The 15133-nt window shown below is 69.9% G+C and carries 13 protein-coding genes; 9 read left to right on the top strand and 4 right to left on the bottom strand.

Going from position 1 to position 15133, the window contains the following annotated elements; translation table 11 throughout:
• Positions 1 to 244: 244 nt before the first annotated feature.
• The 6 genes from J2Y49_RS24935 (at position 245) to J2Y49_RS24910 (ending at position 5007) form a co-directional block, all read left to right on the top strand.
• Complete coding sequence (locus tag J2Y49_RS24935) at positions 245 to 1114, top strand: helix-turn-helix domain-containing protein (protein ID WP_310117780.1); 870 nt, start codon at positions 245 to 247, stop codon at positions 1112 to 1114.
• The gene (locus J2Y49_RS24930; RefSeq protein ID WP_310117778.1) at positions 1111 to 1749 is read left to right on the top strand and encodes a hypothetical protein; all 639 of its coding nucleotides are present in this window, start codon (positions 1111 to 1113) and stop codon (positions 1747 to 1749) included. The genes J2Y49_RS24935 and J2Y49_RS24930 overlap by 4 nt, the downstream gene beginning before the upstream one ends.
• A gap of 148 nt (positions 1750 to 1897) precedes the next feature.
• Positions 1898 to 2560 carry a ParA family protein gene (locus tag J2Y49_RS24925; RefSeq protein WP_310117776.1) on the top strand — a complete coding sequence of 221 codons (663 nt, stop codon included), beginning with the start codon at positions 1898 to 1900 and terminating at the stop codon, positions 2558 to 2560.
• Complete coding sequence (locus J2Y49_RS24920; RefSeq protein WP_310117775.1) at positions 2557 to 3129, top strand: hypothetical protein; 573 nt, start codon at positions 2557 to 2559, stop codon at positions 3127 to 3129. Before J2Y49_RS24925 ends, J2Y49_RS24920 begins: the two co-directional genes overlap by 4 nt.
• Positions 3130 to 3231: 102 nt before the next feature.
• Positions 3232 to 3993 (top strand): 5-oxoprolinase subunit PxpA, encoded by a 762-nt coding sequence (locus J2Y49_RS24915; protein ID WP_310117773.1) that lies wholly within the window; start codon positions 3232 to 3234, stop codon positions 3991 to 3993.
• 249 nt (positions 3994 to 4242) lie between these two features.
• Entirely contained in the window at positions 4243 to 5007 is a 765-nt protein-coding gene (locus tag J2Y49_RS24910) for a porin (protein WP_310117771.1), read from the top strand.
• A gap of 5 nt (positions 5008 to 5012) precedes the next feature.
• Here J2Y49_RS24910 and J2Y49_RS24905 read toward each other — a convergent pair whose 3' ends face one another.
• The 3 genes from J2Y49_RS24905 to J2Y49_RS24895 all read right to left on the bottom strand — a co-directional run bounded on the left by J2Y49_RS24905 (position 5013) and on the right by J2Y49_RS24895 (position 9814).
• Entirely contained in the window at positions 5013 to 6134 is a 1122-nt protein-coding gene (locus J2Y49_RS24905; RefSeq protein WP_310117770.1) for a cysteine desulfurase family protein, read from the bottom strand.
• Between the two features lie 43 nt (positions 6135 to 6177).
• Complete coding sequence (locus tag J2Y49_RS24900; RefSeq protein WP_310117769.1) at positions 6178 to 7542, bottom strand: sorbosone dehydrogenase family protein; 1365 nt, start codon at positions 7540 to 7542, stop codon at positions 6178 to 6180.
• Between the two features lie 82 nt (positions 7543 to 7624).
• On the bottom strand, positions 7625 to 9814 hold the full coding sequence (locus J2Y49_RS24895; RefSeq protein WP_310117767.1) for a tetratricopeptide repeat protein: 2190 nt from the start codon (positions 9812 to 9814) through the stop codon (positions 7625 to 7627).
• Between the two features lie 138 nt (positions 9815 to 9952).
• On the opposite strand from J2Y49_RS24895, the gene lptF reads away from it, so the two are divergent.
• From lptF to J2Y49_RS24880, 3 genes are all read left to right on the top strand, one after another.
• The gene (gene lptF / locus J2Y49_RS24890; RefSeq protein ID WP_310117765.1) at positions 9953 to 11110 is read left to right on the top strand and encodes an LPS export ABC transporter permease LptF; all 1158 of its coding nucleotides are present in this window, start codon (positions 9953 to 9955) and stop codon (positions 11108 to 11110) included.
• Positions 11107 to 12117, top strand: a complete 1011-nt coding sequence (locus J2Y49_RS24885; protein ID WP_310117763.1) for a glycosyltransferase family 9 protein — start codon at positions 11107 to 11109, stop codon at positions 12115 to 12117. Before lptF ends, J2Y49_RS24885 begins: the two co-directional genes overlap by 4 nt.
• 87 nt (positions 12118 to 12204) lie before the next feature.
• Positions 12205 to 12756 carry a flagellar biosynthesis regulator FlaF gene (locus tag J2Y49_RS24880; protein ID WP_310117761.1) on the top strand — a complete coding sequence of 184 codons (552 nt, stop codon included), beginning with the start codon at positions 12205 to 12207 and terminating at the stop codon, positions 12754 to 12756.
• A gap of 63 nt (positions 12757 to 12819) precedes the next feature.
• Here the strand turns inward: J2Y49_RS24880 and J2Y49_RS24875 are convergent, their stop codons facing one another.
• Positions 12820 to 14865, bottom strand: coding sequence for an NAD(+) synthase (locus J2Y49_RS24875; RefSeq protein WP_310117759.1), 2046 nt, complete (start codon positions 14863 to 14865; stop codon positions 12820 to 12822).
• Positions 14866 to 15133 lie beyond the last annotated feature (268 nt).

Here is a 15133-nt window from a genome sequence, read left to right as displayed (position 1 = left end):
ATATCCGCGGCCTGAAGCGCCAGGATTCCGATTCGGGCGGGCATCGCGGGCTATGGCTCCATGGTCGCGGGCAGGGGCTTCAAGGTCGCGGGCTATCGCTGACCATCCGCGGGCTGCTGCTCTATGGAGTGCGAGCCCGCGATTCGACTCTGCCGCCGACCGCTTCGAATCCTCCCTGCCAATCACGCCATCCACCCGCAACCGCAGCCCATCCGGCCGCCGGCACGGAGGAGTATCGCCACAGATGACCGACCATAGCGCAAACCCCAACCGCTGGGGCCGGATTCCAGCCTGGTGGCTGGATCACCCCGATCTCGATGCCGACGGCCTCGCCGTGCTGGCCGCCCTCAGCACCTATGCCGACGACATGGGCGTCTGCTGGCCCTCGCAAGCGACGCTGGCGGGAAAGCTGAAACGCAGCCGGCCGACCGTCAACCGGATCCTGGGTCGATTGGAAGCGCTCGGACTGGTGGCCATCGAACACCGCCGGTCGGCCAGCGGCGGTCGTCTCAGCTGCCGCTACCGGCTTGCCCTGACCATAACCGGCAGCCCCGGGGAGGGTGCAGGGGTGGACAGCCCCGCTGACTCGTCAACGGACTCCCCCTGTCCAGCAGCGAGTCACGAACAGCCTGAACCTGAACAGATTCCGGACACGCTCCACCGGCGGGCGGGCGAACGGCGGGCAATCGGTGGGAAACCGGCCGCGGCGCAACCTGTCGCCGAACAGGTCGGCGAAGACTGGACCCCATCCGCGGCCGATCGCCAATGGGCAGCGACGCGCTTTCCCGCCGTCGATCTCGACCGCCATGCCGAACGCTTCGTCCAGCAGTGCCGTGCCCATGGCTACCGCTACCGCGACGTGGCCGCCGCGTGGCGCTCCTGGCTGCTGCAGGACATGGCCCGTATGGCGCAACAGCCCGCGGAACCCTCCCGCAATCCGGAGGGCCGGGCAAACCGCACTCCGCCCGGCCATTCCAAAGCCACTCGTCCTGCCAATCGTCCGGCCGCGGATGCCGAACAACGCCTGTCGGCCTGGGCCAGCGTCGCCGCCCGGTTGAACGGTCAGGCGGGTGCCACAGCCGGCGCCGCCAATCCCTGGGGAGTGGGCGCATGAGCAACCTTCACCCGTTCCCGGCCTCGCCGGCACCGTCACCCGGTCTGCCGCTTCCCTTCGACCCGGCCATGGCGCCGGCCCTGCGCAGCCAGATGCTGCGCGAGGCTCTGCCTGACCCCCTGCGGCAATTGCTCGACCGCGGGCAGATCGGCCGCCACAGCCGCTTCACGGAGAACGGCTTTGCGGACGTGGTCGAGGACTGGACGCCGCCGGCCGGGGTTACACCCCGTCATGCCGCTCTTGCCCGCCGCGCCCTTGCGGAGATCGACGACGGCATCCTGGCGCCTGCGCCGGCCAATCATCTGCTGGGCCGGGTGCTGGCATTGCTGAGCCATTTCCCGGCCAAGGCCACAACGCCGGAGGTGGAGCAATTGCTCGCGATGGATTGGGCGGACGATCTGGGAGAGTTCCCGGCCTGGGCGATCGATCAGGCGGCCAGGGTCTGGCGCCGCACCCGCAAATGGCGGCCCAGCATCGCGGAGATCCGCGCCCTGTGCGAGGAAGCCTGTGCCGCCGAACGCGCCTTGGCCGAGCGCCTGCTGGCCATCGCCATCGCCGGCGAGCGATCCGCCGAAACCGGTGGAGGTGCAGCGGTGCGTCCCGTTCTGACATCGGCCATCCGCCGCATGCGATGATAACCGGCATTCAGTCTTATATCCCGCCCGTCTGTGGCAGTTGTGACACCCTGCACCGGCGGTGCGGACCTAAGACATGTCTTAGATTTGCGCCACGTCCGCGCTTTGCTAAAAGGGGTTCACAGCCGATGGCGAAAAGGGGCATGAGATGACCAACGACACGGGGCACGGACCGGTGAAGCGCTTGCTGGTCAATGGCCCGAAGGGCGGGATCGGCAAGACGACGCTCAGCCGCAACATCGCGGTGGCGGCGGCGCTCGACGGCTGCACGGTCGCGACGCTCGATCTCGACCCCCAGCGCAGCCTGACCAAATGGTTCGCCAAGCGTCCGGACGGCATGGCGTCCATCACCCATTACGAAGCGGGCATGACGCCAGGCGACATCCGCGCCGCCCTGGACGGCATCGGCGGCTACGACCTGCTGGTGATCGACACCCCGCCGTCGATCGAGGACCATCCGGAGGAGTTCAAGCTGCTGGCCCTGTCCTCCGACCTGATCGTGGTGCCGACCGGCCAGAGCGACGACGACCTCGACTCCGTGCGCCCCTGGATGCGCTTCGTCCGCCGCTACGGCAAGAACGCGGCCTTCGTGATGAACCGCGTCAAGCCGCGCACCCGTGGCTTCACCGAGGCTCAGCGCAAGCTGCTGGGCGACGGCCGGATCTGCCCGGTCGAGGTGCCGGATTACGAGGACATCCAGTTCACCGCCAGCCGCGGGATCGGCCTTTTGGAGTTGAAGGGCGGCAAGGGGGCCGAGCATGTCGCCGGCGTCTGGGCCTTCGTCCGTCACGAACTGGAGCTGGCGCAATGAGCGGGTTCAAGCAGGTTTCCAAGGCCCAGGCCCGCCGCCACATCGCGGTGGACGAGCGGATCGAGCGCATGGCGGAGGCGACCGTCGACCTCGTCCGCCGTGAGGAGTTCGTGCAGGAAATCTCGACCCTGTGGCGCAGCGCCCAGGAGAAGTTCCTGCTGATCGGCCGCTATCTCGTCCAGGCCCGCATGCGCCTGCCCCATGGCGAGTTCCAGGCAATGGTCGAGAACGAGCTGCCCTTCGGCTATCAGGTCGCCTATCAGCTGCGCATGGTGGCGGAGGCGGTGGACAGCGGACGCCTTCCCGGCTCCAAGCTGCCGCCCAGCTACGCCACGGTCTACCAGCTCGCCACCCTGACCAGCGAACAGCTCCAGCTGGCGGACCAGCGCAACCTGATCCGTCCCGACGTCACCCGGCCGGAGATCGTCCGCTTCAAGCGCGACCTGCGGAGCAAGGCCATCGATCACGTCAGCCGGCGCGAGGCGCTGGAGGCCGAACGCCAGCGGCTGCGCGAGCGGCTGATTGCCGTGGAGGCGGAGTTGGCGTCGCTGGACGACCAGGAGGACTGACACAACGTCAGTTCCGGCCGGCTGCTTCCTCTGCCCTGCCGGTCCGGAACCCTGTATCCTCCCCGCATCTCTGTCCTTGACGACCGACTTGCGGGAGACGGCATGCCGAACATTGATCTGAACTGCGACATGGGCGAGGGCTATGGCGCCTGGTCCATGGGCGATGACCGCGCGATGCTCGACATCGTGACCTCCGCCAACATCGCCTGCGGCTTCCATGCCGGCGATCCCACCATCATGGCCGACACCGCCCGGCTGGCCGGTGAGAAGGGCGTGCGCATCGGCGCCCATCCCGGCTTCGAAGACCGCTCCGGCTTCGGCCGCCGCGTCATCCGTGGCATCACCGCCACGGAGGTGGAGCGGCTGGTCGCCTATCAGGTCGGCGCGCTCCAGGCCTGCGCCGCCCTGTCGGGCCAGCGCGTCACCCATGTGAAGCCGCACGGCGCCCTCTACAACATGGCGGCGGTGGAACCGGATCTGGCCGGCGCCATCGCCCGTGCCGTCAAGGCGGTGGACCCCACCCTGCTGTTCGTCGTTCCGCCGCTGAGCGCGATGGACCGAGCCGGCCAGGACATCGGCCTGCGTGTCGCCCGCGAGGCTTTTGCCGACCGCACCTATGAGGATGACGGCGCCCTGACCTCGCGCAGCATTCCGGGATCGGTCATCCACGACCCGGATCTCGCCGCCGCGCGCGTGGTTCGGATGGTGCTGGATGGCGCCGTGGAAAGTCGCCACGGCACGCGGCTGCCCATCGTCGCCGATACCATCTGCGTCCACGGCGACACCCCCACCGCCGTTGCGATGGCCGCCGCCGTCCGCCGGGCGCTGGAACAGGCAGGGGTGACGGTGAAGGCCGTGGCCTGAAACTGGAGCGCGGCCGATCGGTGAAAGATCGACCCCCATCCCAGTCCATTCTTTCAAAAACTCTATCCTGGGTTCTACGGGCTCGCGTATTCCGCGAATCCGCTCGCATTTCTGCGCTGCAGCAAACTAAGTCCAGGTCACAGTTTTGTCAGAATTTTAGACGAACATTCCTCAAACTGGAAAGGATACACAGGGCCGCATCGACGAAATGGACAGTCGACCCCCGGCCAACCAGCACAGGTCTTGCCCATGCAACGACGAATTTCCATGCCAATTCTGGCGGCAGTGGCGATTTTTGCGGCCGGCGAGGCGTCTGCTGAGATTATCTATCGAAAGGGTAGTGTTGCAGATCGGCGTCATTTCTTGCAAGTCGATGTCTCTTGGGGAGAGCTGGAGATCGGACAGGCCGATGGCGCCCGCAACCGTTTGGTGGGGACCGCGGCGATGCCGGCCACCGCGGGTGCCGGAAGCCGCACGGCCAAGCTGACCTACTACACCCCGCCGCTGCGCGGCTTCGAACTTGGCGCCAGCTACACCCCGCTGCCGCGCGGCAACGCCGACATGCCCGACCCGCGCGAGGCGCTGCATTTGGTGGAGGCGGCGGTACGCAAGACCCTGCAGATCGGCGGGATCAACGCCCGGCTGACCGCCGGCACCAGCCGGGCGCGGGTGCGCAGAGACAGCCGCCGTCTGCCGCGCCAGTCCTGGATCGTCGGCAGCCAGTTCACTTGGCAGAGCGTGACCTTCGACGGCGACCTGCGCCAGCAGGAGGAGGCGGACGGCGCGTCCTTCCGCAGCCTGAATGCCGGGCTGGCCTATGGCCGGGGCGACATGACGCTGTCCTTCCGGGTGCGCCGGTCGGCGCCTGACGGCGCGGCAGCCAACGAACAGTATCTCGCCGACCTGACATATCGCATCACGCCGCGCTGGCAGGTGATGGCCGACACCAACTTCGACACCGGTCCGGAAACGATGGGCGCAGTGGTGAAGGTCGGCGCCCGGCTGCAGTTCTGACCCGCTCAGGTCGCCAGCAGGTCCGCCAGCCGCTCCGCCGCCGCGTCCACCTCCACCACGGTCGTGCTGCGGCCGAGCCCGAAGCGCAGGCTGGCATGGGCATCGGCGGGGGACAGTCCCAGCGCCAATAGGACGTGTGACGGCTCCCCCGCCCCACTGTGGCAGGCCGAGCCGGTGGCGACCGCCAGATCCGGCAGATCCAGCAGTCGGTCGGCGGCATCAATGCCGGGAACGGTCACGTTCAGGCAGCCGGCCAGCCCCTCTCCGCCCTCTGCGGCCCCATTCCGGCGGATGCCCGGCAAGCGCTCACGCAGCAGCCGCCACAGCCGGTCGCGCAACTCCGCAGTCCGGCGTGCGTCCTCTTCCCGCTGTTCCCGCGCCAGCCGGCAGGCGACACCCAGCCCGACGCAGAGAGGGGTCGGCAGGGTTCCCGCCCGCAGGCCGCGCTGCTGCCCGCCGCCGGCGGACGAGGGCACCGGTCGGAAGGGCTGGCGAATGATCAGCGCCCCGATCCCCATCGGCCCATACAGCTTGTGTCCCGACAGGCTCATCCCGTGCAGGCCCAGCGTCGCCATGTCGAGCATGCGCGTGCTCAGCGCCTGGACCGCATCGCTGTGCATCAGCGCGCCATGGCCGGCGGCGACCGCCGCCAACTCTGCCAGCGGCTGGACCGTCCCCACCTCATTGTTCGCGGCCATCACCGACACCAGCGCCGGTCCGGGCAGTCCAGCCAATGCATGATCAAGCTCGGCCGGATCGACCCGCCCGGTTCCGTCCACCGGCAACACGACGACCGGATGGCCGCGCCGCCGCAGCTCCGGCAGGCAGCCCAGCACGCTGGCATGCTCCACCGCTGAAACGACGCAGCCTCCGCCCGGCGGCACCCCGCCCAGCAAGGCCAGCGAGTTCGCCTCGGTGGCGCCGGAGGTGAAGACCACCTCGCCCGGCTGCGCGCCGACCAGGGCGGCGACCTCTGCCCGCGCCTGCTCGATGGCGTCGGCGGCCCGCCAGCCGGCGGCATGGGCGGCGTGCGGGTTGCCGGCGGCCTCCCGCCGCATCCAGGGCAGCATCGCCTCCAGCACCAGCGGGTCGAGCGGCGTCGAGGCCAGATGGTCGAGATAGAGCATGGCGCAGTATCGCGCCATGCGCCGCGGAAGGGGAGGGGGCTTGTTACTGCGCGGGCTGGTCCGGCCGCTCCGCCGACTGGGCGGTGCCGCTGCCGCTGACGCGCCAGATGGCGTTGCCGACGTCGTCGGCGACCAGCAGGGCGCCCTTGCCGTCCAGGGTGACGCCGACCGGGCGGCCCTGCGCCTTGCCGTCCTTGTCGAGGAAGCCGGTCAGCACGTCCACCGGCTCGCCCGCCGGCTTCCCGTCGCGGAAGGGCACGAAGATCACCTTGTAGCCGCTGGGCGGTTCGCGGTTCCACGAACCGTGCTGGCCGATGAAGACGCCCTGCTGCAGCGATTGCGGCAGTTCGCCGGCCCGTGAGAAGGCAAGCCCCAGCGAGGCGGTGTGCGGACCCAGCGCATAGTCCGGCGGGATCGCCTTGGCGACCAGATCGGGGCGCTGCGGCTCCACCCGCTGATCGACATGCTGCCCGTAATAGCTGTAGGGCCAGCCGTAGAAGCCGCCGTCCTTCACCGAGGTCATGTAATCGGGGACAAGGTCGCTGCCGATCTCGTCGCGCTCGTTGACGGCGGTCCACAGGGCGCCGCCGGTCGGCTCCCAATCCAGCCCGTTGGGGTTGCGCAGGCCGGAGGCGAAGATGCGGTGAGACCGCGTCTTGAGGTCGATTTCCCAGATGGCGGCGCGGCCTTCCTCCGCCTCCATCCCATTCTCGGCCACGTTGCTGTTTGAACCTGTGGTTGCATACAGCTTGGTGCCGTCGCGGCTGGCGATGATGTTCTTGGTCCAGTGATGGTTCAGCGGCCCGCCCGGCAGGTCGACGATCTTCTCAGGCTGGGCGGTGATGCGGGTGTCACCCTCCTTGTAGGGCACCTTCACCACCGCATCGGTGTTGGCGATGTAGAGGTCGCCGCCGACCAGCGCCATGCCGAAGGGGGAGTTCAGCCCCTCCAGGAAGGCTTCGCGGACATCGGCCTTGCCGTCGCCGTCGCTGTCGCGCAGCAGGGTGATGCGGTTGGCGCTGGGCGTCTTGGCGCCGGCCTTGTCCATCACCAGCCCCATGACCCAGCCCTTGATGCCCTTGCCGTCCTCCGGCTTGGGCGGGGCGTTGGTCTCCGCCACCAGCACGTCGCCGTTGGGCAGGGCCAGCATCCAGCGCGGGTGGTCCAGCCCGGTGGCGAAGGCGGTGACGCTCAGCCCCTGAGCCGGCGTCGGCTGCGCCCCCTGCGGCCAGCCGATGGCGTCGGCGATGTTCACCGTCGGGATCAGCGTGGATTTCGGTTCCGGCAGGGTCGGGTTGGGGCCGGTGCCGGCCGACACCGGCAGGCTGGCCTGTTCGCCGCAGCCGGCGAGCGACAGGACCGCGACCGTCGCGGAAAGCACGAGGGCAAGCCGAGAGGAGCTACGCATGCGCCGGAATCCCGCATCTGTGGGCGTGGAGGAGGTACCCACGATCAACGTCCGGGCGGGCGGGTTGGTTCCGGCGCGGCCTTCAGTTCCGGTTCGCCAGCCCCCGCAGTTCCGTGGCCAGGGCGGCGGCCAGCCGGTTCCCGTCGCACAGCGGTCCGCCGGCCATGCGGGGGCGCAGGCTGCGGCGCATCTCCGCCAGACGCTGTGGGGCGGAGGCCAGGGCGACGGCGCGCTCGACATAATCGGCCGGGTCGGCGGCGATGCAGCCCTCCACCTCCGCCACGGTCAGGAAGGCCAGCGAATGGCGGCTGGAGAAGGTCTCCCCCGGCAGGGTGACCACCGGCACGCCCATCCACAGCGTCTCCAGCGTCGTGGTGCTGCCGGAGAAGGGGAAGGGGTCGAGTGCCACGTCGACCGAGGCGCACCAGCGCATGTGGTCCAGGCTGCTGCTGGCGCCGACCATCGTCACCCGGTCCGGCTCGATGCCGGCGGCGGCCAGCCGGTCGCGCCACAGCGCCGCGGTGGCGGGGCAGGACAGCGCCTTGGTCTTCATCAGCAGGCGCGAGTCCGGCATCCGCTCCAGGATCGCCGCCCAGGCCTCCAGCACCCCGTCGTTCAGCTTGGTCAGGATGTTGAAGCTGCCGAAGGTGACCGGCCCGCCCGACAGGCTGGGCGGCGGCGTCAGCGGCAGGATCTCCTCGCCGCCCGGCGGGTCGTAGGCGATGAAGGCGTCGGGCATGCGCAGCACCCGCTCCGCATAGAAGATCTCCATGCCGTCGGGGACATGGTGGCGGTCGGCGACCAGCGCATCCATCGCCGCCAGCCCGGTCGTCGCCATATAGCCGGACCACGCCACCTGCACCGGCGCCGGCTTGCGCGCGAAGACGCCGGGCCGGCCGCGTGCGTTGTGTCCGGCAAGGTCGATCAGCACGTCGGGCCGGTCGTGGCGGATCTGGGAGGCCACCTCTGCGTCGGTCAGGCCGGCCACGGGCGTCCAGCGCGCTGCCGCCTTGCGGAAGCGCTCCGTCACGTCGTCCGCTTCCGTCTGGTTGGCATAAAGGAGCAGGCGGACGTCATGGCCTGGCAGCGCTTCCACCGTGCGGACGGCGAACAGGCCGGCGGGGTGGCGGCGGAAATCGCCGGACAGGATGGCGACGGTCAGCGGTCCCTTTCCCGCAGCAGCCCCCGCAGCCGCCCGCGAGGATCCGCGGCCGGGCTTGACCCAGCGCCCGCGGTGCGGCGCGCCGTGGACCGCATCCCAGCCCCGGTGCGCCTCCAGCACCGCCGCCGCCGTCACCCCCGGCCGGAACAGCTGGAGATAGGCGAGGTTGGAGCGCACGCCCGCCAGACCGGGGTCGAGCGCCAGCGCCCGCCGGTTCCCGGCCTCCGCCGCGTCGAGCAGCCCCTGGCCCTGCCGCACCAGCGCCAGATTGGCATGCGCCTCGGCCAGCGCCGGGTCCCAGGCCAGCGCCGCCGCATAGGCGTCGGCCGCCGCACCCAGCCGGTCGGCATGCTGGCGCACCTCCCCCAGCCGCAGCAGGGTGGCCGGCAGATCCGGCCGGGCGGCCACGGCATGGCGGGCCGCCCGGTCCGCCCCGTCGCGGTCGCCCAGCGCCAACTTTGCCGCCGCGAGGTTGGCGAGTGCCGCCGCATGGTCGGGGCGCAATGCCAGCGCGCGGGCCAGCGCCGCCGCGGCCTCCTGCGGTTGGCCCAGCGACAGCAGCAGCCCGCCGCGGTTGGCATGCGCCTCGACGAAGCCGGAATCGTCGGCGATCGCGGCGCGGTAGGCGGCGTCGGCATCAGCCCGGCGGCCCAGCGCCGCCAGCACGTTGCCCAGATTGAAGCGGGCGCGGGCATAGCCGGGACGCCGCACCGCGGCTTGCCGGAAGGCGGTCGCCGCCTCCTCCAGCCGGCCGAGCGCCTCCAGCGCGTTGCCCATGTTGTAGAGCGCCTGGGCGAAGTCCGGCCGCAGCCGGATCGCCTGCCGGTGGGCGGCCACCGCCTCCTCCAGCCGGCCGAGCGCCTTCAGCGCGCTGCCGAGATTGTCGTGGTAATCGGCGACCCGGTGGTTGTGCTGGATGGCGCCGCGGATCAGCGGGACCGCCCGTTCCGGCTGGCCCGACTGCAGATGGACCACGCCCAGCAGATGGGCGGCGTCGGCATGGCCGGGCACGGCGTCCAGCACGGCATGGTACATCGCCGCCGCCTCTGCCAGCCGGCCGGCCTGATGATGCGCCACCGCGGCAGCCATCGCTTCCTGGATCGTCGCCATGCCAACCGTCATACCGGTTGCCGCGGACCCGCGCCAGCGGTTTCCCAGCCACTGGCGCGGGAGCGACGGCTTTCAACACTTGACCCGGCGGGCCGGGGCGGTCAGCTTGCCGGCCGTATACAGCTCCGGCCGAACTCCATGAACCGACTGCAACGGTACCTGTTCCGCAACCTGCTGATCGCCACGCTCTATTCCACGGCGGGCCTGACGCTGACCATCTGGCTCAGCCAGTCGCTGCGCCTGATCGAGATCGTGGTCAGCGCCGGCGCGCCGATGGGCATGTTCCTGTGGCTGCTGCTGCTGACGGTGCCGACCTTCCTCGGTATCGTGCTGCCGCTGGCGCTGGTCGGCGCCATCCTGTTCACCTACAACAAGATGGCGACCGACAGCGAGCTGGTGGTGATGCGCGCGGCCGGCGTCGGCCCGCTGTCGCTGTCGCAGCCGGCGCTGGTGCTGTCGGTCGGGGTGATGGCCGTCGTCCTCACCCTGAACGTCTGGATCACCCCCGCCGCCCACCGCGAGCTGGTGCGGATGGAATACACGGTGCGCAGCGACTATTCGCAGCTGTTCCTGCGCGAAGGCGTGTTCAACGAGGTCGGCGACCATTTCAGCGTCTTCCTGCGCGACCGCGACGCCGACGGCAACCTGCACAAGGTGCTGATCCATGACGGGCGCCAGCCGGACAAGCCGGTGACGATCATGGGCGACCGCGCGGTGATGCAGACCGGGCCGGAGGGCACGCGCTTCGTCGTCTATGACGGCAACCGCCAGGAACTGGACCGCAAGACCAGCCGCCTGTCGCAGCTGTTCTTCGACCGCTACGCCGTGGACCTGAAGGCGGTGGCCCCGCAGGCGGCGGAACGCTGGCCCGATGCCCGCGAACGCAGCACGGCGGAGCTGATGGCGGGCGACGTGCCGGCGCAGGACGACCGCATGCGCCGCGGCCTGATCGCGGAGCTGCACCACCGCTTCTCCTCGCCGCTGCTGGCCCTGACCTATGCGCTGGTGGCGCTGTCGGCGCTGCTGTCGGGCGAGTTCAACCGGCGGGGCCAGTCCTCCCGCGTGACCATCGCGGTGCTGCTGGTGATGGGATTGCAGGCGGGGGCGCTGGGCCTGACCAGCTTGGCCGGCAAAGCGACCGTCTTCGTGCCGCTGATGTACGCCATGCCGCTGGTCATGCTGCTGCCGGCGCTGTGGGTGATGTCGCGCGGCCTGATGCTGCGGCCGGGGCGCCGGCATTCCGCCGAGGACGCCGCCGGGGACACCGCTGGAGACGCTGCCGGGCGCGCGTCATGAGCCGCATTCTCTTCATCACCTCCAACCGGCTGGGCGACGCGGTGCTGTCCACCGGGCTGCTCGACCACCTGACCCGGGCCCATCCGGACGCGCGTCTGACCATCGCCTGCGGGCCGCTGCCGGCGCCGCTGTTCCGCTCCGTGGCGGGGCTGGAGCGGCTGATTCCGCTGGCGAAGCGCTCATACGCCCGGCACTGGCTGCGGCTGTGGCTGGAGTGCGTCGGCACGCGCTGGGATCTGGTGGTCGATCTGCGCAACTCGGCGGTCGGGCGGCTGGTGCCGGCCCGTCGGCGGGTCTTCCACGCCAAGCCACCCCGTCCGATGCACAAGGTGGAGGAGAATGCCGCCCTGCTCGGCCTGTCGCCGCCGCCGGCCCCGCGCCTGTGGATCGACGACGCCGCGCGGCGGCAGGCCGACGCCCTGATCCCCGCCGGGACCGGGCCGTTCCTGGCGATCGGGCCGACCGCCAACTGGCTGGGCAAGGAATGGCCGGCCGACCGCTTCGCCCGTCTGGCGCTTCGGCTGACAGGGCAGGGGGGCGCGCTGGAGGGCGCCCGCGTGGCGGTGCTGGCCGCCGGGCCGGAGCGCGAGCGGGCGCGGCCCGTCCTCGACGCGCTGGGCGACCGCGCTATCGACCTGACCGGCCGCACCGACCCGATGGCGGCGGCCGCCTGCCTGGAGCGGGCGGCGCTCTATGTCGGCAACGACAGCGGGCTGATGCACATCGCGGCGGCGGCCGGCGTGCCCACGGTGGGGCTTTTCGGTCCCGGCTATCCCGACATCTACGGACCATGGGGCCCACGCGGGCGGGTGGTGGTCAGCGAGGTTCCCCAGGCCGATCTGCTGGCCCGCGTCGCCGCCGATCCCAATGCCCGCGGCCTGATGGACGGCATCGCCGAGGGCCGGGTGGCGGAGGTTGCCGCCGCGCTTCTGGCTGAAACGCATAGGACTTGTGACCAGTTTGCGGCAACGCCCGCCGGGGCGGCCGAAGTACCCCCGTTGCGTTGACAAAGCCGGCCGGATAACCGACACTTCGACGACTATGCAAAGGGGCAGCTCCGCCCCACCGGATGGGTTTTCCCCCGAGGGTTTGGAATGAAGCCGACTCCCACCTACGCCAACAAGCCGACCTCGGACAATCCGCGCGACGTCGAGGCTTGGGCCCTGGCGGAAGCGGCGCGCCGCATCATCGCCGCCAGCCATGCCAAGGACGAAAAGGCCTACCGCGAGGCTCTTCAACTGAATCAGCGCCTGTGGACCATCTTCCAGGCGGCGATCACCGAAGAGGATTGCGGCCATCCGCCGGAGGTCCGGACGAACATCGCGGCCTTGTCGCTGCTGGTCGACCGCGAAACCACCAACCGCCTGATCGACCTGGATTTCAGCAAGATCGACACGCTGGTCAACATCAACCGCAACGTCGCCAGCGGCCTGACCGCCCAGGGCCAGTTCATCGCCGCCCAGCAGGCGACCCAGTCGCATGCGGGCGCGCCTCAGGCCGCCGCCCCGCAGGCTCCGGCCGCTCCCCAGGCCGCCCCGGCCCCGGGCCAGCCGCCCGCCGGCATGCGTCCTGCCGTGCCGCCGCGCCCGATGACCACGCCCGACGCCGCCCCGGTCAACCGCGAGTCCCTGCGCATCTCGATCTGATCGGCATCCGGACGACATGGAAAAGGCCGGCGCTCCGATGGGGCGCCGGCCTTTTTGTTGGTCTCACTCCGCCGGAACCTCGCGCTCCAGCTCCTCCAGCCAGATGCGGGCGTTGCCGTCGGACGGGGCGCGCCAGTCGCCGCGCGGGGAGAGGGAGCCGCCGGCCGTCACCTTCGGGCCGTTCGGCATCGCCGAGCGCTTGAACTGGCTGAAGCCGAAGAAGCGGCGCAGGAACACGCGCAGCCAGTCGCGGATCTCGGCCGGGCTGTAGGCGCGGCGCTTCTCCAGCGGATAGCCTTCCGGCCAGTCGCCCTTTTCGACCTCGGACCAGGCATGGCGCGCCAGGAAGGCGATCTTCGACGGGCGGAAGCCGTAGCGCAGCACATAGAACAGGTTGAAGTCCTGCAAATCATACGGCCCGACCACGGATTCGGAGCTTTGCAGAGCCTTGTCCGACCCGGCCGGCACCAGTTCCGGCGAAATCTCCGTCTTCAGGATGGCGTCGAGCGTCTCCGACACCTCCTGCTGGAACTGGCCGGTGCGGCCGACCCAGCGGATCAGGTGCTGGATCAGCGTCTTCGGCACGCCGGCATTGACGTTGTAGTGGGACATCTGGTCGCCGACGCCGTAGGTGCACCAGCCCAGCGCCAGCTCCGACAGATCGCCGGTGCCCAGAACGATGCCGTTGTGGTGGTTGGCGAGCCGGAACAGGTAATCGGTGCGCAAGCCCGCCTGCACATTCTCGAAGGTGATGTCATACACCGCCTCGCCGCGGGCGAAGGGATGGTCCATGTCCTTGAGCATCTGGTTGGCGGCCGGCCGGATGTCCAGTTCCTGCGCCGTCACCCCCAGCGCCGTCATCAGCCGCCAGGCGTTGGACTTGGTGCCCTCGCTGGTGCCGAAACCGGGCATGGTGTAGGCAAGAATGCCGCTGCGGGGCAGCTCCAGCCGGTCCATGGCGCGGGCGGCGACGATCAGCGCATGGGTGCTGTCCAGCCCGCCCGACACGCCGATCACCAGTTTCCCGATGCCCGTGGCGCGCAGCCGCTGCACCAGCCCGGCGACCTGGATGTTGTAGGCCTCGTAGCAGTCCTGCTCCAGCCGTTCGGTGCTGGCCGGAACGAAGGGCAGGCGCGGCACCACGCGCAGCAGCCCGACATCGGCCTCCGGCGCGTCCAGCCGGAAGGAGACGGTGCGGAAGCCGCCTGCGGCGGATCCGTGCAGGCGCCGGTTGTCGTCGAAGGTACCCTGGCGCAGCCGTTCCTGCCGCAGCAGGTCCAGGTCCACGTCGGCCACCGCCATCTGGGCGCCGTCGGGGAAGCGGTCGGTCTCCGCCAGCATCTCGCCATTCTCGAAGATCGAGGTCTGGCCGTCCCAGGCGAGGTCGGTGGTCGATTCCCCCGTCCCGGCCGACGAATAGAGATAGGCGGCGAGGCAGCGCGCCGACTGCGATTTCGCCAGAAGCCGTCGGGTGTCGGACTTTCCGATGGTGATGTTGCTGGCCGACAGGTTGGCCAGCACCGTGGCGCCGGCAAGCGAGGCCATGGTGCTGGGCGGCGCCGGAACCCACAGGTCCTCGCAGATCTCCGCATGCACGACCAGCCCCGGCTGATCTTCCGCCGAGAACAGCAGGTCGGGGCCGAAGGGGGCGGTCAGGTCGCCGATGCGGATCGTCCCGCCATCCGTGCCGGTGCCCGAGGCGAACTGCCGCCGCTCGTAGAATTCCCGGTAGTTCGGCAGATGCTGCTTCGGCACCACGCCCAGCAGTTCGCCGCGGTGGATCGCCACCGCCGTGTTGTAGAGCCGCCCGTCATACAGCAGCGGCGCGCCGACCAGCAGCAGCGGCATCAGCCCGGCCGAGGCCTGCACCAGATCCAGGATCGCCTGTTCCACCGCGTCGATCAGCGGGTCCTGCATCAGCAGATCGTCGATGGCGTAGCCGGACAGCGCCAGCTCCGGGAACAGCGCCACCGCCACCGACTTGTCGTGGCAGGCGCGCGCCGCCTCCAGGACCGCCGCGGCATTGGCCGCCGGGTCCGCCGGGGTGCAGCGCGTCGTGCAGGCGGCCACCCGCGCGAAGCCGTGCCGATAGATCGAGGTGAAACTCATGACCCGTTCCTGCTGCCATGCCTGTTCCTGACGCACCACGATACGGCGCCAGGGCAGGAAACATAGCAGGAATTTCCTCCGCGTCAGGTCCCCGCAGCAGGCTTCCCGGCCGGAAAGCCCGCAAGTGCTTTAGACGCGATACATTCGTTATAAAACCAAGGTCAAATCGATAGTTCGATCGGACGTCTCCAGTTAAAACGACGGGGTTGAAGGATCATGCCCTCCGACAGCCAAGTTGACCAATCAAGATGCGTTGGATATAGCCAGA

Source organism: Azospirillum sp. BE72, assembly GCF_031455875.1.
Classification (GTDB): Bacteria; Pseudomonadota; Alphaproteobacteria; order Azospirillales; family Azospirillaceae; genus Azospirillum.
This window is presented reverse-complemented; position numbering and strand designations above follow the sequence as displayed.